General features: G+C 67.7%; 23 protein-coding genes. 6 read left to right on the forward strand and 17 right to left on the reverse strand.

The features are described 5' to 3' along the window. The 17 genes from QZH52_RS08080 to QZH52_RS08160 form a co-directional block, all read right to left on the reverse strand. Positions 1 to 2,514, reverse strand: a complete 2,514-nt coding sequence (locus QZH52_RS08080) for a ligase-associated DNA damage response DEXH box helicase (RefSeq protein ID WP_301806440.1) — start codon at positions 2,512 to 2,514, stop codon at positions 1 to 3. Beyond that, on the reverse strand, positions 2,514 to 4,160 hold the full coding sequence (locus tag QZH52_RS08085; protein WP_301806443.1) for an ATP-dependent DNA ligase: 1,647 nt from the start codon (positions 4,158 to 4,160) through the stop codon (positions 2,514 to 2,516). The genes QZH52_RS08080 and QZH52_RS08085 overlap by 1 nt, the downstream gene beginning before the upstream one ends. Further along, positions 4,157 to 5,194, reverse strand: a complete 1,038-nt coding sequence (locus QZH52_RS08090; protein WP_301806446.1) for a ligase-associated DNA damage response exonuclease — start codon at positions 5,192 to 5,194, stop codon at positions 4,157 to 4,159. The genes QZH52_RS08085 and QZH52_RS08090 overlap by 4 nt, the downstream gene beginning before the upstream one ends. Positions 5,195 to 5,287: 93 nt before the next feature. Continuing rightward, positions 5,288 to 6,454 carry a Gfo/Idh/MocA family protein gene (locus QZH52_RS08095; protein WP_301806448.1) on the reverse strand — a complete coding sequence of 389 codons (1,167 nt, stop codon included), beginning with the start codon at positions 6,452 to 6,454 and terminating at the stop codon, positions 5,288 to 5,290. Continuing rightward, entirely contained in the window at positions 6,454 to 7,419 is a 966-nt protein-coding gene (locus QZH52_RS08100) for a substrate-binding domain-containing protein (protein WP_286534963.1), read from the reverse strand. The genes QZH52_RS08095 and QZH52_RS08100 overlap by 1 nt, the downstream gene beginning before the upstream one ends. Before the next feature lie 58 nt (positions 7,420 to 7,477). Beyond that, positions 7,478 to 8,497 carry an ABC transporter permease gene (locus QZH52_RS08105; protein WP_286521907.1) on the reverse strand — a complete coding sequence of 340 codons (1,020 nt, stop codon included), beginning with the start codon at positions 8,495 to 8,497 and terminating at the stop codon, positions 7,478 to 7,480. Beyond that, entirely contained in the window at positions 8,475 to 9,965 is a 1,491-nt protein-coding gene (locus tag QZH52_RS08110; protein WP_301806454.1) for a sugar ABC transporter ATP-binding protein, read from the reverse strand. The genes QZH52_RS08105 and QZH52_RS08110 overlap by 23 nt, the downstream gene beginning before the upstream one ends. Next, positions 9,962 to 11,131, reverse strand: a complete 1,170-nt coding sequence (locus QZH52_RS08115) for an ROK family protein (RefSeq protein WP_286535339.1) — start codon at positions 11,129 to 11,131, stop codon at positions 9,962 to 9,964. The genes QZH52_RS08110 and QZH52_RS08115 overlap by 4 nt, the downstream gene beginning before the upstream one ends. Positions 11,132 to 11,357: 226 nt before the next feature. Next, positions 11,358 to 11,777: a F0F1 ATP synthase subunit epsilon gene (locus QZH52_RS08120; protein WP_286506402.1), complete on the reverse strand. Its 420-nt coding sequence runs from the start codon at positions 11,775 to 11,777 to the stop codon at positions 11,358 to 11,360. 9 nt (positions 11,778 to 11,786) lie between these two features. Next, positions 11,787 to 13,202 carry a F0F1 ATP synthase subunit beta gene (gene atpD / locus QZH52_RS08125; RefSeq protein WP_286534965.1) on the reverse strand — a complete coding sequence of 472 codons (1,416 nt, stop codon included), beginning with the start codon at positions 13,200 to 13,202 and terminating at the stop codon, positions 11,787 to 11,789. 43 nt (positions 13,203 to 13,245) lie between these two features. Continuing rightward, positions 13,246 to 14,121, reverse strand: coding sequence for a F0F1 ATP synthase subunit gamma (gene atpG / locus QZH52_RS08130; protein ID WP_286534966.1), 876 nt, complete (start codon positions 14,119 to 14,121; stop codon positions 13,246 to 13,248). A gap of 24 nt (positions 14,122 to 14,145) precedes the next feature. After that, positions 14,146 to 15,699 carry a F0F1 ATP synthase subunit alpha gene (atpA, locus tag QZH52_RS08135; protein ID WP_286535340.1) on the reverse strand — a complete coding sequence of 518 codons (1,554 nt, stop codon included), beginning with the start codon at positions 15,697 to 15,699 and terminating at the stop codon, positions 14,146 to 14,148. A 37-nt stretch (positions 15,700 to 15,736) separates the two neighbouring features. Next, positions 15,737 to 16,270: a F0F1 ATP synthase subunit delta gene (locus QZH52_RS08140; RefSeq protein WP_286534967.1), complete on the reverse strand. Its 534-nt coding sequence runs from the start codon at positions 16,268 to 16,270 to the stop codon at positions 15,737 to 15,739. 7 nt (positions 16,271 to 16,277) lie between these two features. Then, positions 16,278 to 16,748: a F0F1 ATP synthase subunit B gene (locus tag QZH52_RS08145; RefSeq protein WP_286521901.1), complete on the reverse strand. Its 471-nt coding sequence runs from the start codon at positions 16,746 to 16,748 to the stop codon at positions 16,278 to 16,280. Positions 16,749 to 16,828: 80 nt separating this feature from the next. Beyond that, positions 16,829 to 17,092, reverse strand: a complete 264-nt coding sequence (atpE, locus tag QZH52_RS08150; protein WP_019657641.1) for a F0F1 ATP synthase subunit C — start codon at positions 17,090 to 17,092, stop codon at positions 16,829 to 16,831. 52 nt (positions 17,093 to 17,144) lie between these two features. After that, positions 17,145 to 18,014 (reverse strand): F0F1 ATP synthase subunit A, encoded by an 870-nt coding sequence (gene atpB, locus QZH52_RS08155; protein WP_301806460.1) that lies wholly within the window; start codon positions 18,012 to 18,014, stop codon positions 17,145 to 17,147. A 12-nt stretch (positions 18,015 to 18,026) separates the two neighbouring features. Beyond that, positions 18,027 to 18,524, reverse strand: coding sequence for an ATP synthase subunit I (locus tag QZH52_RS08160; protein WP_301806463.1), 498 nt, complete (start codon positions 18,522 to 18,524; stop codon positions 18,027 to 18,029). 173 nt (positions 18,525 to 18,697) lie between these two features. On the opposite strand from QZH52_RS08160, the gene QZH52_RS08165 reads away from it, so the two are divergent. The 6 genes from QZH52_RS08165 (at position 18,698) to QZH52_RS08190 (ending at position 23,778) form a co-directional block, all read left to right on the forward strand. Continuing rightward, positions 18,698 to 19,612, forward strand: a complete 915-nt coding sequence (locus QZH52_RS08165) for a D-amino acid aminotransferase (protein ID WP_301806466.1) — start codon at positions 18,698 to 18,700, stop codon at positions 19,610 to 19,612. Next, a complete protein-coding gene (locus QZH52_RS08170; RefSeq protein WP_301806468.1) occupies positions 19,609 to 19,902 on the forward strand; it encodes a YbeD family protein in 294 nt (97 codons plus the stop codon). The genes QZH52_RS08165 and QZH52_RS08170 overlap by 4 nt, the downstream gene beginning before the upstream one ends. After that, the gene (gene lipB / locus QZH52_RS08175; protein WP_286522271.1) at positions 19,899 to 20,579 is read left to right on the forward strand and encodes a lipoyl(octanoyl) transferase LipB; all 681 of its coding nucleotides are present in this window, start codon (positions 19,899 to 19,901) and stop codon (positions 20,577 to 20,579) included. The genes QZH52_RS08170 and lipB overlap by 4 nt, the downstream gene beginning before the upstream one ends. Before the next feature lie 21 nt (positions 20,580 to 20,600). Continuing rightward, positions 20,601 to 21,599: a lipoyl synthase gene (gene lipA / locus QZH52_RS08180; protein WP_301806470.1), complete on the forward strand. Its 999-nt coding sequence runs from the start codon at positions 20,601 to 20,603 to the stop codon at positions 21,597 to 21,599. Positions 21,600 to 21,691: 92 nt separating this feature from the next. Further along, positions 21,692 to 23,005, forward strand: coding sequence for a glycosyltransferase (locus tag QZH52_RS08185; RefSeq protein ID WP_301806473.1), 1,314 nt, complete (start codon positions 21,692 to 21,694; stop codon positions 23,003 to 23,005). After that, positions 23,002 to 23,778, forward strand: a complete 777-nt coding sequence (locus QZH52_RS08190) for a hypothetical protein (RefSeq protein ID WP_301806476.1) — start codon at positions 23,002 to 23,004, stop codon at positions 23,776 to 23,778. The genes QZH52_RS08185 and QZH52_RS08190 overlap by 4 nt, the downstream gene beginning before the upstream one ends. Positions 23,779 to 23,784: the final 6 nt, after the last annotated feature.

Genomic DNA, 23,784 nt, shown 5'->3' on the forward strand with positions numbered 1-23,784 from the left:
TCAATGGCCCGCGGCCGCACTTTCGAACTGCTGCACCATGCGCGCGATGCGATCGGCCACGTTCTCGTTCGAAAGCTTCTCTCGAAATCGCTCGACCATCAGCGGAAACGCGAAGGGCGTGGGCTTGGCGAGCGTTCGCAGCACCAGCCGCTGCGCACGCATGCGCGCCAGGCTGGCCCGCAGGCGGCCGATTTCCAGCTCCAGCGCCAGCAGTTCGGCCTCGGCCTGCTGCAGCAGCCGATTGGCCGGGTCGTACTTGCGGAACACTTCGTAGAACAACGACGACGACGCCTGCAGCTGCTTGTTGCTGCGCTTCTCGCCCGGATAGCCCTGGAAGATCAAGCCCGAGACCCGCGCGATCTCGCGAAAGCGGCGGCGCGCAAGCTCGGTGGCGTTCAGCGACGCCAGCACCTCGTGCAGCAGCGCCGTGCGCTCGTCGTCGTGCGCGATCGCGTCCTGGGCCTCGGCGTCGTGCCCGGCCACCAGCACCTGCGGCAGCAGGGTCGGCCAGTCGACCTCGGTGGCACTGAGCAGCTCGAAGCCGTAGTCGTTGACCGCGATCGAGAAGGTGCGCGGCTGGTGCTGCGCGACGCGCCAGGCGACCAGGTTCGCGAGGCCGAGGTGCACCGGCCGGCCCGCGAACGGATACAGGAACAAGTGCCAGCCCTCGCGCGACTTGTGCACTTCGGCCAGCAGCGTATCGGGTGTGGGCAGCGCCGACCAGCGCTGCTGGATCTCGAGCAGCGGACGCACGCATTGCAGTTCCGGCGTCTCGTAGCGGCCTTCGTCGGCGAGAGCGAGCTGCTGCACCACCGCGTCGGCCAGCGTGCTCGACAACGGCATCCGGCCGCCGTTCCAGCGCGGCACCGCGGAGCGCTTGCCGCTGGCGCGCCGCACCCAGGCGGTCATGTCGTGGATGCGCACCAGTTCGAGCAGGCGGCCGCCGAAGAGGAAGCAGTCACCCGGCTTCATGCGCGCCACGAAGCCCTCCTCGACGCTGCCGATCTTCGCGCCGCCCAGGTACTGCACCGACAGGCTGGCGTCGCTCACGATGGTGCCGATGTTCATGCGATGACGGCGCGCCAGCCGCGCATCGGGCACGTGCCAGACGCCTTCCGCGTCGGGCACCGCGCGCCGGTAGTCCGGGTAGGCGGCCAGCGATGCGCCACCCTGCGAGACGAAGTCCAGGCACCACTGCCAGCTCTCGCGCGAGAGCGTGGCATAGGCGGCCGTGTTGCGCACCTCGTCGTAGAGCGCGTCGGGCTCGAAGCCGCCGCCGAGCGCCACCGTGACCATGTGCTGCACCAGCACATCGAGCGGATGCTCGGGCGAGCGGCGCGATTCGATGTGGCCGCCCGCGATCGCGGCGCGCGCCGCCGCGCCCTCGACCATCTCGATGCTGTGGGTCGGCACCAGCGTGACGCGCGATGGCCGGCCCGGCGCGTGGCCGGAGCGGCCCGCGCGCTGCAGCAGCCTGGCCACGCCCTTCGGGGAGCCGATCTGCAGCACTCGCTCGACCGGCAGGAAGTCGACGCCCAGGTCGAGGCTCGACGTGCAGACCACCGCCTTGAGCTCACCGTTCTTCAGGCCCAGTTCGACCCACTCGCGCACCGCGCGGTCGAGCGAGCCGTGATGCAGCGCGATCTGCCCGGCCCAGTCGGGCCGCGCCTCGAGCATCGCCTGATACCAGATCTCGGACTGCGAGCGGGTGTTGGTGAAGACCAGCGTGGTGGTGCTGGCGGCGATTTCCTCGATGACCTGCGGCAGCATCGTGAGGCCCAGGTGGCCGCCCCACGGAAAACCCTCGGCCCGACCCGGCAGCAGCGAGTCGACGACCAGCTTCTTCGGCACCTCGCCCTGCACCAGCAGGCCCGGCTCGTCGCCCAGCAGGGTGCGCATCGCCTCTTCGAGATTGCCGAGCGTGGCCGACATGCCCCACACGCAGAGCCTGTCGTTCCAGCGCCGCAGGCGCGCCAGCGCCAGCTGCACCTGGACGCCGCGCTTGTTGCCGAGCAGTTCGTGCCATTCGTCGACCACCACCATGCGCAGCGTGCCGAGTACCTCGCGCGCATCGGCGCGCGCGAGCAGCAGCGACAGGCTCTCGGGCGTGGTGACGAGCACGGTCGGCAGGCGCTGGTTCTGGGCGCTGCGCTCCGCCGAGCCGGTGTCGCCGCTGCGTGCGCCGGCGCTCCACGGGTGCATCTCGGCACCGGCGGCGTCGAGCGCCTGCTGCAGGGCACGCAGCGTGTCGGCCGCCAGCGCGCGCATCGGCGTCAGCCACAGCACCGTGAGCGGCGGCGGGGCTTGTGGCCGCTTGCCGCCGGGACGTTTCGGCGGCGACGCGAAGGCCAGCAGCGCGCCCAGCCAGACGGCGTAGGTCTTGCCGGCGCCGGTGGTCGCGTGCAGCAGGCCCGAGCGGCCCTGCGCCACCGCCTTCCACACGGCGCGCTGGAACTTGAAGGCCTTCCAGCCACGCGCCGCGAACCAGGCATCGAGCGCTTGTTTCGTCGTCATCACGAAGGCAGCAGCGCCGCCAGGGTCTGCAGGGTATCGGCGTCTTCGACGGTCTTGTCTTCGCGCCAGCGCAGCATGCGCGGGAAGCGCACCGCGATGCCGCTCTTGTGGCGCGCGCTGCGCGCGATGCCCTCGAAGCCGAGCTCGAACACCAGCGTGGGCCGCACGCTGCGCACCGGCCCGAAGCTCTCGATGGTGGTCTTGCGGATCACCGCATCGACTTTCGCCATCTCGGCGTCGGTGAGGCCCGAGTAGGCCTTGGCGAAAGGCACGAGCTTGCGGTCCGCCGCTTCGGGCGGACCGTCCCAGACCGCGAAGGTGTAGTCGCTGTAGAGGCTGGCGCGCCGGCCATGGCCGCGCTGCGCGTAGACCAGCACCGCATCGATCGAGAGCGGGTCGATCTTCCATTTCCACCAGGTGCCGACGTCCTTGGTGCGGCCGACGCCATAGTGGGCGTCGCGCTGCTTGAGCATCATCCCTTCGACGCCCATGGCGCGCGCCGCCTCGCGCTGCCGGGCCAGGTCCGGCCAGTCGCCGCCGTGCAGCATCGGGCTCGCGATCAGCGACGGATGCTGCACGCTGGCGAGCAGGTCGTCGAGCAGCGCGCGGCGCTCCTGCTGCGGCATGGCGCGCAGGTCGCGGCCCTGCCATTCGAGCAGGTCGTAGGCCAGCAGCACCACCGGGATCTCACGCAGCAGCTTCGGCCCGAGCGTCTTGCGGCCGATGCGCCTCTGCAGCTCGGCGAAGGGCTGCGCGCGGTCCTCGCGCCAGACCACGATCTCGCCGTCGAGCACCGTGCCGTCGGGCAATGCATCACCCATCACGGCGAGCTCGGGGAAGCGATCGGTCACCAGTTCCTCGCCGCGCGACCAGAGCCAGACCTGGCCCGCGCGCTTGACCAGCTGGGCCCGGATGCCGTCCCACTTCCACTCGACGATCCATTGCGAAGGCGCACCCAGCGCGGCGTCGAACTGGTCGAGCGGCAGGTTGAACGGATGCGCGAGGAAGAATGGGTAGGGCTGGCCGCTGGTCTTTTGGTCGCGCTCTCCGGTGCTCTCCGGCGAGATCAGCGCCGCATAGTCGGCGGCCGTCGGCTGGCCGCTGATGTGGGTGTAGCCCATGAGCCGCTGGGCCACGCGCTTGGGGTCGAGCGCGCCGACCGCGGCCAGCGCCTGCGTGACCTGCAGCTTCGACACGCCGACCCGAAACCCGCCCGTGATGAGCTTGAAGTAGACCAGCCGCTCGTCGGTGGCGAGGCGCTGCCACTGCGCTCGCAGCGCATCGGGCAAGGCCTCGGGCTGCAGCTTGCGCAGCGGCAGCAGGTGCGCCTCGATCCATTCCGCAAGGCCCATGTCGTGCCTGTCGGTCGGCGCCGGCAGCAGCAGTGAGATCGTCTCCGCGAGATCGCCGACCGCTTCATAGCTTTCGTCGAACAACCACTCGGGCAGGCCCGCGGCCTCCTGCGCGAGCAGCCGCAAGAGCTTGGCGGGCACCAGCTGGCGCGGCTTGCCACCGGCCAGGAAGTACACGGCCCAGGCCGCGTCCGGCGCCGGTGCGTCCTGCAGATAGCGCTGCAGCGCGGCCTGCTTGGCGAGGCTGGAGGTGGTCGCGTCGAGTTCGCGATAGAGCGCGGCGAATTGCTTCATGGCGCAGGCGCGACCGGCTCCGTGTCCTCGTCGCCGTACTCGGTCTTGAAGCCCTGGGCCTCGAGCCCGTTCTCTGTCAGCCAGCGGACCAGCACCGCGACGCTGCCGTGGGTGACGAAGACCCGCTCGGCGCCGGTGCCCGCAATGGCCTGCTGCAGGCCGGGCCAGTCCGCGTGGTCGGACATCACGAAGCCGCGATCGACGCCGCGCCGACGCCGCGTGCCGCGCAGCTGCATCCAACCGCTGGCGAAGGCATCCGAATAGTTGCCGAAGCGGCGCATCCAGGGCGTGCCCTGGGCCGATGGCGGCGCCAGCACCAGCGCGCGCCTGAGCAGCGCGGCATCGACGCCCGGATCGGTCACGCGAACGGTCGGCGGCAGCGCCACGCCGGCGGCGCGGTACACCGCGTTGAGCGGCTCGACCGCGCCGTGCACCACGATCGGCCCGATGGCCGGATCGACGCCGTGCAGGATCCGCTGCGCCTTGCCGAAGGCATAGCAGAGCAGCACCGACGCCCTGCCCTGTTCGGCGTTGGCGCGCCACCAGTCGTTGATCTCGGCGAACAGCGCCGCCTGCGTCGGCCAGCGATAGATCGGCAGGCCGAAGGTCGACTCGGTGATGAAGGTGTCGCAGGGCACCGGCTCGAAGGGCGTGCAGGTGCCGTCGGGCTCGGTCTTGTAGTCGCCCGAGGCGACCCAGACCCGGCCGCCGTGTTCGAGCCGCACCTGGGCCGAGCCGAGCACATGGCCGGCCGGGTGCAGCGAGATGCGCACGCCGTTCTGCACGATCGACTCGCCGTAGGGCAGGGTCTGCAAGGTGATCTCGCCGAGCCGCGTACGCAGCGTGCCTTCGCTGTCGGTGTGCGCCAGGTAGTGGCCGTGGCCGACGCGGGCATGGTCGGAGTGCGCGTGGGTGATGACGGCGCGGTCGACCGGGCGCCATGGATCGATGTAGAAGTCGCCCGGCGGGCAGTAGAGGCCTTCGGGGCGGGCGACGACGAGGTCGCCGGAGGACGTGGGCGGCGCAGTGACCATGGTTCCCGTCATGGTAGGCCGCGCAAGGGCCGGCAGCGCCGTGACTCGGGCGCGACGCGATGTGGGCCGGGGCCTACGCGCGCGCCCGACGCCCTACCACGCCGTCCATTTCTGCTCGCTGCCCGCCGAGGCCACGGTGCGTTCGATGAAGCGCACACCGCGCGCACCGTCTTCGACCCGCGGATAGTCGGCCGCGAGGGGATCGGCCGCCTGGCCCGCGAGCCTCGCCCGGATGTCCGCGACCACCCCGCCGTAGACATTGGCGAAGGCCTCGATGAAGCCCTCCGGATGCCCGCTCGGCAAGCGGCTCGCGCGCCGCGCCGACTCGCACAGCCATGGCGCGCCGCGCGTGAAGATGCGCTTCGGGCCGTCGTGCGGGAAGTGCACGAGTTCGCTCGGCTGCTCCTGCCGCCAGACCAGCGTGCCGAGCGTGCCCGAGACCCGCAGCCGCAGGTCGTTCTCCAGGCCGGTGTTGACCTGCGATGCGATCAGCACCCCGCGCCCGCCACCGCGGAATCGCAGCAGCAGGCTGCCGTCGTCGTCGAGCGGCCGCCCGGGCACCAGCGCGCTCAGGTCGGCACAGAGGCTCTCGATCTCGAGGCCGGTGATGGTCGCCACCAGGTTCTCCGCATGCGAGCCGATGTCGCCGATGGCCCCGGCGGCACCGCTGCGCGCCGGATCGCTGCGCCAGGCCGCCTGCTTGTTGCCCTCGCCCTCGAGCCGGGTCGCCAGCCAGCCCTGGTTGTATTCGACCACCACCTTGCGGATCTCGCCGAGCTCGCCCGCGCGCACCATCTCGCGCGCCTGCCGCACCATCGGGTAGCCGGTGTAGTTGTAGGTGACGCCGAACACCGTGCCCCGGCGCGCCACCGCCGCGACCAGTGCATCGGCCTGGTCGCGCGTATGCACCAGCGGCTTGTCGCAGACGACATGGAAGCCGGCGTCGACGAAGGCCTGCGCCACGGGGTAGTGCACATGGTTCGGCGTGACGATCGAGACGAAGTCGATGCGCTCCCCTTCCGGGCGCTTCGATTCGTCATCGAGCAGCGCCTGCCAGTCGCCATGATTTCGATCGTCGGCCAGGAACAGGTCGCGCCCCGAGGCCCTGGCCTTGTCGGGGCTCCCTGACAGCGCGCCCGCCACCAGTTCGGCCTGCCCATCGAGCGCGATCGCCTTGCGGTGCACCGCGCCGATGAAGGCGTCGCGGCCGCCGCCGACCATCGCGTAGCGCAGCTTGCGGCCAGAGGTCTCCGGAGACATCAGAATGGCGAGTCGGGGTGGTAGAACGACTTCGCGTTGTCCTTGGTGATCAGCACCGACGGAATGATCGTCGTCGCCGGCAGCTTCTCACCCTTCAGCCGGGCTTCGGCCGTGAGCTTTATCGCGTCGTAGATGAACTTCGGCGAGTAGCTCACGTCGGCCTGGATCCGCGGGTCCTTGCCGTCCATGATGGTCTTGACCATGCCCTTGGCACCGGCGCCGCCGAACACCACCAGGATGTCGTCGCGCTTGGCCTGCTCGATCGCCTTCAGCACGCCCACCGCCATGTCGTCGTCGGCGGCCCAGATGGCGTCGATCTTCTTGAAGCGCGTCAGGTAGTCCTGCGTGACCTTGAAGGCATCGTCGCGGTTCCAGTTGGCGTACTTGGCGTCAAGCAAGGTGATGCCGGGGTAGTTCTTGAGCACGCTGTTGAAGGCGTCCATGCGCTCGTTGTCCAGCGTGGTCGCGATGCCGCGCAGCGCCACCACGTTGCCTTTGCCGTCCAGTTTCTTGGCGATGTACTCGGCCGGAATTTTGCCGAAGGCAGTGTTGTCGCCGGCCACGTAGGCGTCCTGCGCGCTGGTGTCGGTCAGGCCGCGGTCGACCACCGTGACGTAGGCGCCCTTGGCCTTGACCTGGGCCACCGGCTTGGTCAGCGCCGCCGACTCGAACGGGAACACCACCAGGGCGTTGATCTTGGTCACGGTCGACAGGTCCTGCAGCTGGTTGGCCTGCTCGGGCGCGTTGGCCGCGGTCTTGATCGTGATCTTCAGGTCCTTGTGCTCTTTCTCGAGGTCCTTCTTGGCCTGGTTGGCCCAGTAGTTGATGCCGCCCATGAAGCTGTGCGTGGCGGCCGGGATCGACACGCCGAGGTTGACCGTCTCGGCGGCGGCCAGCGCCGGGAAGGCCGCGATGCTCGCGGCGGCGATGGCGCCGAGCGCCAGGCGTCGTGTGAGGGAAGTCATGCTGCTTGTCTCCTGTTGTGAAAAAGAAGTGGAACGGACGGGAAAGCGAATGCGGCCCCTAGCGCTTGCCGCGCTGCAGGAAGGCCACGACGATGATCACGATGCCCTGCACCGCGGCATTCAGGTACACGCTGATGATGCTGGTGAGGTTCAGGATGTTGCTGATGACCGACAGCAGGATCGCGCCGATCACGGTGCCCGTGATGCTGCCGGCACCGCCCTTCAGCGCCGTGCCGCCGACGATCACCGCCGCGATCGCCTCGAGCTCCCACAGCAGGCCAGTGGTGGGCGAGGCTGACCCGAGCCGCGGCACATACAGCAAGGTGGCGATGCCGACGCACACGCCCAGCAGCACGTAGGTCATGATCTTCACGTTGTCGACGCCCACCGCGGCATAGCGCGCCACCTGCTCGTTCGAGCCGATGGCCTGCACGTAGCGCCCGTAGGCGGTGCGGTTGAGGATGAGCCCGCCGATCACTGCGACGATGAAGAACACCCACACCGGCACCGGAATGCCCAGCAGGCTCGCGTAGTACACCGGCGCGTAGAGGTCCGACAGCTCGTTGTCCAGGGTCAGCGCACCGCCGTCGGCGAAGTAGGTCAGGTAGGCCCGGAAGATGCCCAGCGTGCCGAGCGTCACGATGAAGGGCTCAATCCGCCCCTTGGTGATCAGCAGGCCGTGCGCCAGGCCGAACACGGCGCCGAGCACCACGGCCAGCACCGCGCCGAGCACCACCGCGAGCAGCGGCGAGCCGAGCGCCGGGCCCATCGCGTTGATGAACATGATCACGCAGCCGGCGATCAGCGCGGCCATCGAGCCGACCGACAGGTCGATGCCGCCCGAGATGATCACGAAGCACATGCCGACCGCGATGATGCCGATGAAGGCGGTGCGGGTGAGCACGTTCATCGCGTTGTCGAGCGTGGCGAAGTCGCCGTTCAGCAGGGTGCCGGCGATGCACAGCAGCACCAGCCCGATGACCGGACCGAAGCCATGCAGGCGCTCGGTCCAGCGCGGCTGGACGACCGGGCGGTGCGCGGCCTGTGTGTCGGTGCTAGGGAGCTGTTCCGGTGGCATGGGCGATGAGCTCCTCTTCGGTGAGATGTTCGGCGTCGAGCGTGGTGACCAGCTTGCCCGCACGCATCACGGCGACGCGGTGGCAGAGTCCGATCAGCTCCATCAGCTCGGACGAGACGACGATCACGGCCAGCCCCTGCCGGGCCAGCCGCTGGATCAGGAAATAGATGTCGCGCTTGGCGCCGACGTCGACGCCGCGGGTCGGCTCGTCGAGCACCACCACCTTGGGCTGCGGCTGCAGCACCTTGGCCAGCGCCAGCTTCTGCTGGTTGCCGCCCGACAGCGACGAGGCGCGGGCGTCGAGGTCGCCGGTGCGGATTCCGTAGTCCTTCACGGCCTCGGCCAGCGCGGCGCGCTCGGCGTCGGGCTTGAGCCAGGGCTGCGCATAGCGTTCCAGCGCCATCAGCGTGAGGTTCTGGCGCAGGCCCAGGTTGACGTGCAGGCCCTTGCCCTTGCGGTCCTCGCTCAGGTAGGTCAGGCCATGGCGGGCGGCGTCGCGCGGATTGCGGAAGCTGCGCACGTGGCCGTCGATCTCGACCGAGCCGGTCGCAGGCCGCAGTCCCAGCACGCCCTCGAAGAGCTCGGTGCGCCCGGCGCCGACGAGGCCCGCGAAGCCGAGGATCTCGCCGGGTCGGACGTCGAAATTCGCGTCCCGGGCCCAGCCCGGCACGACGAAATCACGCACCCGCAGCGCCGGTTCCGTCGCCGTGACCACCACGTCGCGCGGCGGATACAGGTCGGCGAGTTCGCGCCCGACCATCAGGTTCGCCATCTGCTGCCGCGTGACCTCGGCGGTCGGCGCCCGGGTCACGAAGCGGCCGTCGCGCATCACGATCACCTCGTCCGTGACCTGTTCCACCTCGTCGAGCTTGTGCGAGATGTAGACGATGGTCACGCCGTCGGCCCGCAGCTGCGCGATCAGCTTGAACAGGCGCTCGGTCTCGCCGGGCGTCAGCGTCGCCGTCGGCTCGTCCATGATGAGCAGCCGGGCATGGCGCGAGACCGCCTTGGCGATCTCGACCAGCTGCTTCTCGGCCACGATCAGCCGCCGCACCTTGGTCCTCGGGTCGACGTCGAGGCCGACCGCGGCCAGGGCGCTCGCCGCCTCGCGCTCCATCGCGGCGTCGTCGAGCAGCCATCCCTTCTTCTTTTCATGCCCGAGGAAGATGTTCTGCGCCACGCTGAGGTCTTCCGCGAGGTTGAACTCCTGGTGGATCAGCACGATGCCGAGCGCCTCGGCATCGCGCGAGCTGGCGAAATTGCGCGCCTCGCCGTTCACGCGCAGCGTGCCGTCGGTGAGCGATTCGTAGCCGGCCAGGATCTTCATCAGCGTCGATTTGCCGGCACCGTTCTCGCCCAGGAGGCCATACACCCGCCCGGGCTCGAGCGCGAATGACACGCCGTGCAGCACCTGCACCGGGCCGAAGGACTTGCGCACCTGCTCGAACGAGACCGACACGCTCTTCATGGCGCCACCCCCCGCACCTTGAGCGTCTCGTGCATCGCGAGCGCGCCGGCGCCGATCAGCCCGGCCTGCGCCCCGAGCGGCGTGTACTGGATCTCGAGGTGGCGCGTCGACAGCGCCAGCGAGCGCTGGTAGACGCTCTGGCGCACCGCGGCCAGGAACAGCGGGCCGATCCGCGTGATGCCGCCGCCGATGAACACATGCGAGGGATTGAAGAAGTTGACGATCGACGCCAACATCTGGCCGATCAGGCTGCCCGCGCGCTGCACGATCGCATTGGCCGAGGCATCGCCGGCTCGGCTGGCCTCGCCGACATCGATGGCGTCGATCCGGCCCTGGGCACGCAGGCATTCCGCCAACGCGGCGCTCTCGCCGGCCATGGCGGCCTCCACCGCCATCCGCGTGATCGCCGGGCCGGCCGCCATCACCTCGACGCAGCCCAGGTTGCCGCAATGGCAGCGCGGGCCTTCCTGGTCGACGCAGATGTGGCCGACGTCGCCGGCCGAGCCGGCGGCGCCGCGGTAGACCTCGCCGTGGCAGACGATGCCGCAGCCTATGCCGGTGCCTACCTTGATCACCAGGAAGTTGGTGAGCGAGCGCCGCAGCCGCCACAACTCGCCGAGCGCCATCAGGTTCACGTCGTTGTCGACGAACACCGGCGCGGCGTACTCCTCGCGCAGGTAGTCGCGGATCGAGAAGCTGTCCCAGGCAGGCATCAGCGGCGGATTCACGAGCTGGCCGATCTCGAAATTGACCGGGCCGGGCACGCCGATGCCGATGCCGATCACCTGGCGCGGCGCGAAGCCCGCACGCGACAGCAGTTCGCGCACCAGCACCCGCACCCGCGCCAGCACCACGCCCGGGCCCTCGCGCACGTCCGCCGGCTCGCCATGGTGGGCCAGCACGGCCAGGTCGGGGCCGAGCACCGCCACATCGACGCTGGTGGCGCCGATGTCGATGCCGACCACCACGCCCAGGCCCGCATGCAGCTGGAGGTTCTCGGGCCGGCGTCCGCCCGACGAGCGCTGCAGGCCGGCTTCGGCCAGCAGGCCCTGTTCAACCAATCCGGCGATCAGCGCGTTGGTCTTGCTCTTGGAGAAGCCGAGCTGTTCGGCCATGCCGTGGCGCGACCCGCCGGCCGACCAGAAGGTGGTCTCCAGCAGCTGCATCTCGTCCGCGGTCAATCGGCTCCAGGGGGCCAAGTGCTTGTCTCCGGTATTCGTTCTTCTGTCGTGCCTGGCCGGGGCCGGCCTGAACGATGGCGAATACTAGGGGCGCGGCTTCAGCCAAACAAGTCCCATCTTCGACCAAATAAAGTCCGAAGTTGTTGACTGTCAGGCGCTGAAACGAAAAAGCCGCCCGAAGGCGGCTTTGACTCGGAAAGCGCGGGCGCGCCTACTTCTTCTGGCGGTACTTGCGCAGGGCGGCCAGCTGGGCCGCCATCACGGCCAGTTCCGACTGTGCCATCGCGATGTCGATGTCGGTCTTGGCGCTCTTGAGTGCTTCCTCGGCCGCGGCCTTGGCGGCGTTGGCCTTTTCGCTGTCGAGGTCCTTGCCGCGGATCGCGGTGTCGGACAGCACGGTCACGGTGGTGGGCTGCACCTCGAGGATGCCGCCGGCCACGAAGACGAATTCCTCGCCGCCGTCGGCCGTCTCGATGCGCACCGCGCCGGGGCGGATGCGCGTGATCAGCGGCGTGTGGCGCGGGTAGATGCCGAGCTCGCCGGCTTCACCGGGCAGAGCAACGAACTTGGCCTCGCCCGAGAAGATCGACTCCTCGGCGCTGACCACGTTGACGTGAATGGTGCCTGCCATGGGGATTCCTTAAGCGACCTTCTTGGCCTTTTCGAACGCTTCGTCGATGCTGCCCACCATGTAGAACGCTTGTTCCGGCAGGTGGTCGGCTTCGCCGTTCACGATCATCTTGAAGCCGCGGATGGTCTCGCTCAGCGGCACGTACTTGCCGGGCGAGCCGGTGAACACTTCGGCCACGTGGAAGGGCTGCGACAGGAAGCGCTGGATCTTCCGGGCGCGGGCCACGGCCAGCTTGTCTTCGGGAGCCAGTTCGTCCATGCCCAGAATGGCGATGATGTCGCGCAGTTCCTTGTAGCGCTGCAGCGTGCCTTGCACGGCGCGGGCCACGTTGTAGTGCTCTTCGCCGACCACGTTCGGGTCGAGCTGGCGCGAGGTCGAGTCGAGCGGGTCCACGGCCGGGTAGATACCGAGCGAAGCGATGTCGCGCGACAGCACCACGGTGGAGTCCAGGTGGGCGAAGGTGGTGGCGGGCGACGGGTCGGTCAAGTCGTCGGCCGGCACGTACACGGCCTGGATCGAGGTGATCGAGCCGACCTTGGTCGAGGTGATGCGCTCTTGCAGGCGGCCCATTTCCTCGGCCAGCGTGGGCTGGTAGCCCACGGCGGAAGGCATCCGGCCCAGCAGTGCCGACACTTCGGTACCGGCCAGCGTGTAGCGGTAGATGTTGTCGACGAAGAACAGGACGTCGCGGCCTTCGTCGCGGAACGACTCGGCGATGGTCAGGCCGGTCAGCGCCACGCGCAGACGGTTGCCCGGGGGCTCGTTCATCTGGCCGTAGACCATGGCCACCTTCGACTCGCCGAGGTTCTCCAGGTTCACGACGCCGGAGTCGGCCATCTCGTGATAGAAGTCGTTGCCTTCGCGGGTGCGCTCACCGACGCCGGCAAACACGGACAGACCCGAGTGCGCCTTGGCGATGTTGTTGATGAGCTCCATCATGTTCACGGTCTTGCCGACGCCGGCGCCGCCGAACAGGCCCACCTTGCCGCCCTTGGCGAACGGGCACACCAGGTCGATCACCTTGATGCCGGTTTCAAGCAGGTCTTGCGAGGGCGAGAGTTCGTCGTAGGCCGGGGCCTTGCGGTGGATCGAGGCGGTCAGGGTCTGGTCGACCGGGCCGCGTTCGTCGATCGGCGCGCCCAGCACGTCCATGATGCGGCCCAGCGTGCCCTTGCCCACGGGCACGGTGATCGGGGCTTGCGTGTTGGTCACGATCAGGCCGCGGCGCAGGCCGTCGGAGGAACCCAGCGCAATCGTGCGGACCACGCCGTCGCCGAGCTGCTGCTGCACTTCGAGGGTCAGTGCGCTGCCTTCGAACTTGAGCGCGTCGTAGATCTTCGGCATCTTGTCGCGCGGGAATTCCACGTCGACCACGGCGCCGATACATTGAACGATCTTGCCTTGAACTGCTTCTGCTTGAGCCATGTCTGCTCCGATAAAAATTTAAATCTGTTGAGGGCCGAAAGGCTCAGACGCCGGCGGCCGCCGCGGCGCCCGAGACGATTTCCGACAGCTCTTTGGTGATGCCTGCCTGGCGGGTCTTGTTGTAGACCAGCTTGAGTTCGTCGATCACGTTGCCCGCGTTGTCGGTCGCGGCCTTCATGGCCACCATCCGGGCGGAGTGCTCGGACGCCATGTTCTCGGCCACTGCCTGGTACACCAGCGATTCGACATAGCGCACCAGCAGCTCGTCGATCACGCTTTGCGCATCGGGTTCGTAGATGTAGTCCCACGAGTGATGGCCCGACTCGGTGCGCAGCGTGTCCGCGGCCAGGGGCAGCAGTTGCTCCACCACCGGCTCTTGCTTGATGGTGTTGACGAACTTGGTGTAGCAGAGGTGCACGGCCGAGACCTTGCCTTCGGCGTAGGCGTCGAGCAGCGCCTTGACCGGCCCGATGAGCTTGTCGAGGTGCGGCGTGTCGCCCAGGTGCGTGACGTGCGAGACGACCCGCGCGCCGATGCGGTTCAGGAAGCCCAGGCCCTTGCTGCCGATGGCGACCGAGTCGATCGTCTTGCCGGCCGCCTGCGCCTCGCGCATCTTGGCGGTCACGGCGCGCAGCAGGTTGGTGTTCAAGCCGCCGCACAGGCCCTTGTCGCTGGTCACGACGATGAACCCGATCACCTTGGCCTCGCTCGTCTTCATGAAGGCGTGCGTGTACTCCGGGTTCGCCTGGCCGAGGTTGGCCGCGATGTCGCGGATCTTCTCGCTGTAGGGGCGGGCCGCGCGCATGCGTTCCTGCGCCTTGCGCATCTTGGAAACCGAGACCATTTCCATGGCCTTGGTGATCTTCTTGGTGTTCTCCACCGATTTGATCTTGCCGCGGATTTCCTTACCAGCTGCCATGAGCGTTCCTTCCTTGGTCGTCGATCAGGCGAACGACTTCTTGAACGCGGCGACGGCCGTGTTCAGTTCGGCTTCGGCGTCCTTGTCGAGCGCCTTGGACTGCTCGATCTTGTCGAGCAGCGCGCCATGGCTGGACTTCAGGAACTGGTGCAGGCCGTGTTCGAAGGGCAGGATCTTCTTGATCTCGATGTCGTCCATGAAACCCTTGTTGACCGCGAACAGCGTGGCACCCATCAGCGAGATGGGCAGCGGGCTGTACTGGGTTTGCTTGAGCAGTTCGGTCACGCGGGCGCCGCGGTCGAGCTGCTTGCGGGTCGCTTCGTCGAGGTCGGAAGCGAACTGCGCGAACGCAGCCAGTTCACGGTACTGCGCCAAGTCGGTACGGATACCGCCCGACTGGCCCTTGATGACCTTGGTCTGCGCCGACGAACCCACGCGCGACACCGAGATACCGGCGTTGATGGCGGGGCGGATACCGGCGTTGAACAGGTTGGTTTCCAGGAAGATCTGGCCGTCGGTGATCGAGATCACGTTGGTCGGAACGAAAGCGGACACGTCTCCGGCTTGCGTTTCGATGATCGGCAGCGCGGTCAGCGAGCCGGTCTTGCCCTTGACTTCACCCTTGGTGAAGGCTTCGACGTATTCGGCGTTGACGCGGGCTGCGCGTTCGAGCAGGCGGCTGTGGAGATAGAACACGTCGCCGGGGTAGGCTTCGCGGCCCGGCGGGCGGCGCAGCAGCAGCGAGACCTGGCGGTAGGCCACGGCCTGCTTGGACAGGTCGTCATAGACGATCAGGGCGTCCTGGCCGCGGTCGCGGAAGTACTCGCCCATCGTGCAGCCCGAGTAGGCCGACACGTATTGCATGGCGGCCGATTCCGAAGCGGAAGCTGCAACCACGATGGTGTATTCCATCGCGCCGGCTTGTTCCAGGGCGCGCACCACGTTCTTGATCGACGAAGCCTTCTGGCCGATCGCGACGTAGACGCAGGTCATGTTCTGACCCTTCTGGTTGATGATCGCGTCGATCGCCACGGCGGTCTTGCCGGTCTGGCGGTCGCCGATGATCAGCTCGCGCTGGCCACGGCCGATCGGCACCATCGAGTCGATCGACTTCAGGCCGGTCTGCATCGGCTGGTCGACCGACTTGCGGGCGATCACGCCCGGGGCGACCTTTTCGATCACGTCGGTCATCTTGGCGTTGATCGGACCCTTGCCGTCGATCGGCTGGCCCAGTGCATTCACCACGCGGCCGATCAGTTCGGGGCCCACCGGCACTTCCAGGATGCGGCCCGTGCACTTGACGGTGTCGCCTTCGGAGATGTGCTCGTACTCGCCCAGAATCACGGCGCCGACCGAATCGCGCTCGAGGTTCAGCGCCAGGCCGAACGACGGCGTGCCGTCGGCCGACGGCGGGAACTCGAGCATTTCGCCCTGCATCGCGTCCGACAGGCCGTGCACGCGCACGATGCCGTCGGTCACCGACACCACGGTGCCTTCGTTGCGGATGTTCGCGCTGACGCCGAGGCCCTCGATGCGGCTCTTGATCAGTTCGGAAATTTCTGCGGGATTGAGTTGCATGACTCTTTCCTTCTTTCTTTGTAAGGGGCTGGCGACCTCAAGCGGCTGCCAGCGCAACTTTCATTTGTTCAAGGCGCGCTTTGACGGAGGTGTCGAGCACTTCGTCACCGACCACCACACGAATGCCGCCGATCAGCGACGGGTCCTGCTGGACCGTGAACTGCAGCTTGCGGCCGAAACGCTTTTCGAGCGCGGCGGAGATGTTGCCCAGGGCGGCGCCGTCGATCGGGAAGGCGCTGTACACCACGGCATCCGACGTGCCGCTCTGCGCGCTGGCCAGCACGCGGAACTGCTTGGCGATCTCGGGCAGCGCGGTGAAGCGGCCGTTCTCGAGCAGCGCCATCAGGAAGTTGTTCGCCGCAGGCGGCAGCGGCGAACCGTGCGCGGCGGCGACAACGCCGAGCACCTGCTCGGGCGTGGCCTTGGGGTTGTCCGCAAACTGGAGCAACTCGGGATTGGCGGCGATGGCGGCGACGTTGTCGAGCCAAGCGCCGGTTCCGGCGAGGTCCGACGAAGACGCCTTGAACAGCGCTTCGGCGTAGGGACGTGCGATGGTGGCGAGTTCGGCCATGGCGTGATCAGAGTTCGGTCTGCAGGCGGGCCAGCAAATCGGCGTGGACGGCCGGATTCACTTCCTTGCGCAGGATCTGCTCGGCGCCCTTGACGGCCAGCGCGGCGACTTGCTCGCGCAGGGCCTCGCGGGCCTTCACGGCTTGCTGCTCGGCTTCGGCGCGGGCGGCCGCAACGATCTTGTTGCCTTCTTCCGTGGCGCGGCCCTTGGCCTCTTCAACGATGGCCTGCGCACGACGTTCGGCATCGGCAAGACGCTGGGCGGACTCGTTGCGCGCCTGGCCGAGTTCGACTTCCACGCGCTTGTTGGCGGCGGACAGTTCGCTCTTGGCCTTGTCGGCGGCTGCGAGGCCTTCGGCGATCTTCTGGGCACGATCGTCCAACGCCTTGGCGATCGGCGGCCACACGTATTTCATCGTGAACCCGACAAGGATCAGGAACACGATCATCTGGACGATCAGGGTACCGGTAATGCTCACTTTTCACCCTCTCTTTGGGAATGAATCCGAGGCCATTCAACGCGGAACGACATGGGTTCGACGAGAAAGCCTGGACCCGATTACTTCGGCAGGTTGGCGATTTGCGAGAGGAACGGGTTGGCCGTTGCGAACCACAGCGCGATACCGGTACCGATGATGAACGCGGCGTCGATCAGACCGGCCAGCAGGAACATCTTGGTTTGCAGTTCGCCCATCAGCTCGGGTTGACGGGCAGCCGATTCGAGGTACTTGCTGCCCATGATGCCGATGCCGATACATGCACCGACAGCGCCCAGACCGATGATCAGGCCGGCGGCCAGTGCGACAAAGCTGATAACTTCCATGATGACTCCTAGAGGACTTTGGTTGAAGAGAAAAGAAAACGAAAACGAATGATCAGTGGTGATCGTGCGCCTGGCCGATGTAGACCAGCGTCAACATCATGAACACGAAGGCTTGCAGCGTGATGATCAGGATGTGGAAGATGGCCCAGGCCGTGCCCGCGATGATGTGGCCGAGCGCCAGGAAGATGCCGGTGGCGGACAGCGTCCAGGCGCCGCCCATCAGGGCGATCAGCAGGAAGATCAGTTCGCCGGCATACATGTTGCCGAACAACCGCATGCCGTGCGAGACCGTCTTGGCGATGAACTCGATCATCTGCATGGCGAAGTTGAAGGGGTACAGCGCCCAGTGGTTGCCGAAAGGCGCGGTGAAGAGCTCGTGGATCCAGCCGCCCAGGCCCTTGATCTTGATGTTGTAGTAGAGGCAGATGATCAGCACCGTGACCGACATGCCCATCGCGACCGAAAGGTCGGCCGTCGGCACGACGCGCAGGTAGGCATGCTCCGGGTCATGGCCGGCGATGCCGAAGATCTTGGCCCAGATGGCCGGGAACAGATCGACCGGGAACAAGTCCATCGCGTTGAGCATGAAGATCCACACGAAGATCGTCAGCGCCAGCGGAGCGACGTACTTGCGGCTCTCGACGTTGTGGACGATGCCCTTGGCCTGCTGGTCGACGACCTCGACCAGGATCTCGACCGCGGCCTGAAAGCGCCCGGGAACACCCGAAGTCGCCTTGCGGGCGGCCCGCCACAGGATCCAGCAGCCCAGCACGCCGAGCAGGATCGAGAAAAACAGCGAATCAAAGTTGAAGACGGAGAGATCGGCCACACCTCCAGGCTTGGCGCTTTGCAGGTGCGTCAAGTGGTGAACGATGTATTCACCAGCGGTCATACCGTGTTCCGCAGCGTTTTCAGCAGCCATCCGTTACTCGTCTCAAAGTTTCAGGCGTTTGGGGGCCAGCATCACCGCCACCCAAGCCGCCTTCATTGTCACCACCAAGCCCACCAGCATCGCCGGCCAGCTCAGTTCCGAAATCAGCCTTGGCGCGGCGATCAGCATCGCCACCGTCAAGGCCATCTTGACCATTTCCCACAAGAAGAACCCGAACACCGCAGTGCCCGGATTCAGGGATGCAAAACGTCCGGTGAGCCCCCGTGCGAACACCGCCGCGGGAACGACCACCGCGAGCGCACCGTATCCGGCGGACCACCCCAGATTTTCCCTCCCTGTCAGACCCCAGGCCGCCAATGCCGCCAGCAGCCCCCCAACGACCTGAATCGCGATCACCCGCCAGGGCGAGATCAGCGGCTTCAGTTCGCGTAGCCGCTGGGCCTCTTCGGCGGTCAGCGGCTTGAACTCTTCTTCCGGACCGTCGCCATCCTCGGGATCCTCGGGGACCTCTTTCGATGCATTGCGGGCGATTGTTTTCATTTCGAATGAAGCCCGGATGACGAACCAGAATTTCTACAAAGCCATTGATTATAAGTAAAAACCCATGGCGTTCGGCCAGCCCACACGGATGCGGAGGAAAAGTTCCCCAGTCCGGCGCCGGGGCGCTCCGAACCCGCTTGGGAAAGCTCTGCGCGCCCCCACCATAATTCTCCATGCACCCGATCGCCCACGCCCTCCCGGACAACCTCTGCTACCTCGACGGTAGTTATACGCCGCTGCGCGACGCCAAGATCAGCGTACTCGACCGCGGGTTCATTTTCGGCGACGGCGTCTACGAGGTGGTGCCGACCTACGGCGGCCAGCCCTTCTGCTTCGACCTGCACATGGCAAGGCTCGAGCGTTCGCTGGCCGAGTTGCAGATCCGCAGCCCGTTGTCACCCGCGCAATGGCGCGAGATCGCGATGCGGCTGGTCGAGGCCGCGCCGCCGGCCCAGCGCGCCGGCATGCAGGGCATCTACATCCAGGTGACGCGCGGCGTGGCGCCGCGCGACCATGCGATGCCGCAGGGCCTGACGCCCACGGTGTTCGTGATGGTGAACCCCATGAAACCGGTCGCCGACGCCGTGCGTGCCCAGGGCGTGGCCTGCGTGAGCGCGCCCGACTTCCGCTGGCAGAAAGCCCACATCAAGGCCACCAGCCTGCTCGGCGCGGTGCTGGCGCGGCAGATCAGCGTCGCGGCCGGTGCCGCCGAGACGATCATGTTCCGCGACGAGGGACTCAGCGAGGCCTCCTCCAGCAACGTCTGGGTGGTGAAGGACGGCATCGTCAGCGGCCCGCCCAAGGACCAGCTGGTGCTGGCCGGCATCCGCTACGGCCTGATCGAGCAGATCTGCGCCGACGCCGGCATCCCGTTCACGCTGCGCCGCATCACGCGCGAAGAGGTGTTCGGCGCCGACGAGCTGCTGCTGTCCTCCGCCAGCAAGGAAGTGCTGCCGGTGGTGACGCTCGACGGCCGCACCATCGGCGCCGGCCGCCCCGGCCCGATCTACCAGGCGCTCTACGCCGGCTACCAGCAGGCCAAGGCCCGCAGCACGCAACGACAGGGTTTTCAAGGAGTGCCCGCATGACCCAAGTCCCCGACACCCCGATCGACGCCCGCAAGGAATCGCTGATCGAGTACCCCTCCCAGTTCCCGATCAAAGTGATGGGCGCGAAAGTCGAAGGCTTCGTGCATGCCGTGACGCTGATCGCCGAGCAGTTCGATCCGGCGTTCGACGCCACCACCATCGAGCTGCGCAACAGCAAGGCCGGCAACTACCTCGGCGTGACGATCACCGTGACCGCCACCAGCCGCGAGCAGCTCGACGACATCTATCGCGCGCTGTCGAGCCACCCGATGGTGAAGGTGGTGCTCTGACCCCAGCGCTCGCGCCGACGCTGCTCGGCCGCGTCGACTACGCCCCGACCTACGCCGCCATGCAGCAGGCGACGCAGGCGCGCAGCCCCGACAGTCCCGACCAGCTGTGGCTCTGCGAGCATCCGCCGGTCTACACCCAGGGCCTGGCGGGCAAGGCCGACCACGTGCTGAACCCTGGCCCGATTCCCGTGGTGCAGACCGATCGCGGCGGCCAGGTGACCTACCACGGCCCCGGCCAGGTGGTGGCCTATCCGCTGATCGACCTCAAGCGGGCCGGCTACTACGTGAAGGAATACGTTTACCGGATCGAGGAGGCCGTGATCCGCACGCTGGCCCATTTCGAGGTCACTGGGCACCGGGTGGCCGGCGCACCCGGCATCTACGTGCGGCTGGACGACCCGTTCTCGCATGCGGCGCTGACCGGCCCGCAGCATCCCGCCGACCCTTTTCGGGGCCTGGGCAAGATCGCCGCGCTCGGGATCAAGGTCAGCCGTCACTGCACCTACCACGGCGTGGCGCTCAACGTGGCGATGGACCTGGAACCCTTCACCCGCATCAACCCTTGCGGCTACGCAGGGCTTGAAACCGTCGATCTTTCTACAATCGGCGTTCGAACAACCTGGGACGAAGCCGCGCAGGTGCTTGGCCGCAAGCTGGCCGCCTACCTCGCGCCCTGAGCCCCGTCAAAGAGAGTTGCCATGAGCACCGTCGAAGTCGTCCGCGACGCACAAGGCCCCGAAAACTACAACCCGCTCGCCAAGCAGAAGGCCGCGGCCAAGCTGTCGCGCATCCCGGTCAAGGTGGTGCAGGGCGAGGTGCTCAAGAAGCCCGACTGGATCCGCGTCAAGGCCGGCTCGCCGACCACCCGCTTCTACGAGATCAAGCAGATCCTGCGCGAGAGCAACCTGCACACGGTGTGCGAGGAGGCTTCGTGCCCGAACATCGGCGAGTGCTTCGGCAACGGCACGGCCACCTTCATGATCATGGGCGACAAGTGCACCCGGCGCTGCCCGTTCTGCGACGTCGGCCACGGGCGGCCCGACCCGCTCGACACCGATGAGCCGCTGAACCTGGCCAAGACCATCGCCAGGCTGCGCCTCAAGTACGTGGTGATCACCAGCGTCGACCGCGACGACCTGCGCGACGGCGGCAGCCAGCACTTCGTCGACTGCATCCGCAACATCCGCGAGCTCTCGCCAACGACGCAGATCGAGATCCTGGTGCCCGACTTCCGCGGCCGCGACGACCGCGCGCTGGAGATCCTCAAGGCCGCGCCGCCGGACGTGATGAACCACAACCTCGAGACCGCGCCGCGCCTCTACAAGGAAGCGCGGCCGGGCAGCGACTACCAGTTCAGCCTCAACCTGCTGAAGAAGTTCAAGGCGCTGCACCCCGACGTGCCGACCAAGAGCGGCATCATGGTCGGCCTCGGCGAGACCGACGAAGAAATCCTGCAGGTGATGCGCGACATGCGCGCCCACGACATCGACATGCTGACCATCGGCCAGTACCTGTCGCCCAGCAACAGCCACCTGCCGGTGCGCCGCTACGTGCATCCCGACACCTTCAAGATGTTCGAGGAAGAGGCCTACAAGATGGGCTTCAGCCATGCGGCCGTCGGCGCGATGGTGCGCTCGAGCTACCACGCGGACCAGCAGGCTGGGCACGTCCTGGCCGGCGCGCCTTCGCTCGGCTGAGGGTGCGCACCGCTGCGCCGGGCCCGGCTGCCGGGCGCCCGCTGAACATCCTGCTTGCGATGTGCTATCTCGTGCATCGCTCGGGTGCGGAAATGTTCACCCGCGATCTGGCACTTTGGCTGCGTCGGCGCGGGCATGCGGTCACCATCTTCGCCACTACCTTCGGCGACATGGCCGACGAACTGCGATACGCCTCGATCGCCTGTGTGACGGACGTGGCCGACATGGCCGGGCGGCCCGACGTGATCATCGGCAACACCCACCACGAGACGGTGCGCGCCCTGCTTCATTTCCACGACGTGCCGGTTCTCACGATCTGTCACGACCGCAGCGCGGACCATGGGCGCCCGGCCCGGTTCGCCCAGGTCGTCTGCCACGTGGCCGTCGACGAGAACTGCGCCGAGCGCCTGGTGCACGAATTCGGGATCCCGCGCGAGCGCATCGAGCTGATCCAGAACGGGGTCGACCTCTCGCGCTTCCTGCCGCGCCCCGCGCTGCCGGTGCGGCCACGCAGCGCGCTGGTGTTCAGCAACTACGCTTCGCACGATGCGCAGCTCGAAGAAGTCCGGGCAGCCTGCACGCAGCGCGGACTGACTCTGGACGTGATCGGCAGCGGCAGCGGCAACCACATGACCGACCCGGCGGCGGCCCTCGGCCGCTACGACGTGGTCTTCGCCAAGGGCCGCTGCGCCACCGAGGCGCTGGTGACCGGCAATGCCGTCGTGGTGCTCGACCCCAGCATGGGGATGGGCGAGATGGTGACGGCGGGCGAGGTCGCGCACGCACGGCGCTGGAACTTCGGCCGCGCCTTGATGGTCCGCCCGATCACGCGGGACAACGTGGGCGCCGAACTCGACCGGTACGACGCGCAGGACGCGGGCGCCGCCGCTGCGTGGGGCCGCGCGAAAGGTGGACTCGATGTGACGCTGGGCGCGCTGGAGACCTGGGCACTGCGACTCTCACAGCAATACCCGACGGTCGAGGTCCCTTCGGACCAACGCGCACGCGAGATGGCGCACTACATGGACGATTGGATCCGGCGCGGCAGCCCCACGGCGGCGCATCTCGCCATGGCGGCGCTGCAGCAGCAGCTCGCGCTGCTGCATCAAGCCCTCAACGACCGCCAGCGCGCGCACCAGGTTGAGCTCGACGCGCGGCAGGCCCAGGTGCAGGGTCATGCCGACCGAGCGACCGCGCAGGCCGAGCTGGCCGAGCAGTTGCGAGCCACCGAGGCCGCTTGCAGCGCCAGGCTGGCCGACGCCGAGCAACAGAGCCGGCAGGCGCGCGCCGAACTGGCGGGCCTGCAGGCGCAGTTGCGCGAAGTCCACGCCAGCCGTTCATGGCGCGTGACCGCGCCGCTGCGCCGGATTTCGACCTTCCTCCTGTCGAGAAGCCAGCGCGCATGAAATCCCTGGTCATCGCCGCCCACTCGGGGCACGAACTGCTGCTCTGGAAATGGCTGCGCAACGAGCGCCCCGACTTCGTGGTGCTGACCAACGGCGCCGGGTCGAGCGGCGTGCCGCGGCTCGACCCCACGCTCGCCAACCTGGCTGGTGCCGGTGCGAACTGGGTGCCGGGGGTCGTGCAGCCGGTGGCCGATGCGCAGATCTACCGCGCACTGCTGGAGGGCGACAGCCTTCTGTTCGCGCAGTGGCTCGAGGCCTTGACGACGCATGTGCTCGCGCAGGGCATCGACTGCATCGTCGCGGACGAGGCGGAGGACTACAACCCGTCGCACGACCTCTGCCGCCTGTTGGCCAACCAGGTCGCGGTGCGCTGCGCGGCGCGCGGTCATGCGGTCGCCGCGTTCGGCTACCCGACGGTGGGCCATCCGAGCCCGCCGGCCCGCCTGTCGGCGGAGCAGCATCTCATGATCGAGCTCGATGAACGCGAGCTGCAGGCCAAGCTCGACGACATGCACGGCTACGCCCGCAGTTTCGGTGGCCAGCTGGAGCGCGAACTCGACGGCTTCATCGCCGAGTTCGGGGCCCGGGCCTATGGCCGGGAGTGTCTCTTCGCCGCACAGCCCACCCGCTACGAGCGGGCCGAGGCGGCGCTCGCCAAGCCGGCGTTCGAAACCTTCGGCGAAGAACGCGTCGCGGCGGGCGTCTACCGCCACGTGATCCGCGGCGCCCACCTCCAGGCCGTCGCCGACCGATTGCGCGGACCGGCTCGCTGAAGCGCC

This window comes from Variovorax ginsengisoli, from assembly GCF_030486595.1.
Taxonomy (GTDB): domain Bacteria; phylum Pseudomonadota; class Gammaproteobacteria; order Burkholderiales; family Burkholderiaceae_C; genus Variovorax; species Variovorax ginsengisoli_B.

What these genes read in the sequence shown, in the direction of transcription:
- QZH52_RS08080 (WP_301806440.1), bottom strand. Translation starts at nt 2,514, where the DNA reads ATGACGACGAAACAAGCGCTCGATGCCTGGTTCGCGGCGCGTGGCTGG.
- QZH52_RS08085 (WP_301806443.1), bottom strand. Translation starts at nt 4,160, where the DNA reads ATGAAGCAATTCGCCGCGCTCTATCGCGAACTCGACGCGACCACCTCC.
- QZH52_RS08090 (WP_301806446.1), bottom strand. Translation starts at nt 5,194, where the DNA reads ATGGTCACTGCGCCGCCCACGTCCTCCGGCGACCTCGTCGTCGCCCGC.
- QZH52_RS08095 (WP_301806448.1), bottom strand. Translation starts at nt 6,454, where the DNA reads ATGTCTCCGGAGACCTCTGGCCGCAAGCTGCGCTACGCGATGGTCGGC.
- QZH52_RS08100 (WP_286534963.1), bottom strand. Translation starts at nt 7,419, where the DNA reads ATGACTTCCCTCACACGACGCCTGGCGCTCGGCGCCATCGCCGCCGCG.
- QZH52_RS08105 (WP_286521907.1), bottom strand. Translation starts at nt 8,497, where the DNA reads ATGCCACCGGAACAGCTCCCTAGCACCGACACACAGGCCGCGCACCGC.
- QZH52_RS08110 (WP_301806454.1), bottom strand. Translation starts at nt 9,965, where the DNA reads ATGAAGAGCGTGTCGGTCTCGTTCGAGCAGGTGCGCAAGTCCTTCGGC.
- QZH52_RS08115 (WP_286535339.1), bottom strand. Translation starts at nt 11,131, where the DNA reads ATGCAGCTGCTGGAGACCACCTTCTGGTCGGCCGGCGGGTCGCGCCAC.
- QZH52_RS08120 (WP_286506402.1), bottom strand. Translation starts at nt 11,777, where the DNA reads ATGGCAGGCACCATTCACGTCAACGTGGTCAGCGCCGAGGAGTCGATC.
- atpD (WP_286534965.1), bottom strand. Translation starts at nt 13,202, where the DNA reads ATGGCTCAAGCAGAAGCAGTTCAAGGCAAGATCGTTCAATGTATCGGC.
- atpG (WP_286534966.1), bottom strand. Translation starts at nt 14,121, where the DNA reads ATGGCAGCTGGTAAGGAAATCCGCGGCAAGATCAAATCGGTGGAGAAC.
- atpA (WP_286535340.1), bottom strand. Translation starts at nt 15,699, where the DNA reads ATGCAACTCAATCCCGCAGAAATTTCCGAACTGATCAAGAGCCGCATC.
- QZH52_RS08140 (WP_286534967.1), bottom strand. Translation starts at nt 16,270, where the DNA reads ATGGCCGAACTCGCCACCATCGCACGTCCCTACGCCGAAGCGCTGTTC.
- atpE (WP_019657641.1), bottom strand. Translation starts at nt 17,092, where the DNA reads ATGGAAGTTATCAGCTTTGTCGCACTGGCCGCCGGCCTGATCATCGGT.
- atpB (WP_301806460.1), bottom strand. Translation starts at nt 18,014, where the DNA reads ATGGCTGCTGAAAACGCTGCGGAACACGGTATGACCGCTGGTGAATAC.
- QZH52_RS08160 (WP_301806463.1), bottom strand. Translation starts at nt 18,524, where the DNA reads ATGAAAACAATCGCCCGCAATGCATCGAAAGAGGTCCCCGAGGATCCC.
- QZH52_RS08165 (WP_301806466.1), top strand. Translation starts at nt 18,698, where the DNA reads ATGCACCCGATCGCCCACGCCCTCCCGGACAACCTCTGCTACCTCGAC.
- QZH52_RS08170 (WP_301806468.1), top strand. Translation starts at nt 19,609, where the DNA reads ATGACCCAAGTCCCCGACACCCCGATCGACGCCCGCAAGGAATCGCTG.
- lipA (WP_301806470.1), top strand. Translation starts at nt 20,601, where the DNA reads ATGAGCACCGTCGAAGTCGTCCGCGACGCACAAGGCCCCGAAAACTAC.
- QZH52_RS08185 (WP_301806473.1), top strand. Translation starts at nt 21,692, where the DNA reads ATGTTCACCCGCGATCTGGCACTTTGGCTGCGTCGGCGCGGGCATGCG.
- QZH52_RS08190 (WP_301806476.1), top strand. Translation starts at nt 23,002, where the DNA reads ATGAAATCCCTGGTCATCGCCGCCCACTCGGGGCACGAACTGCTGCTC.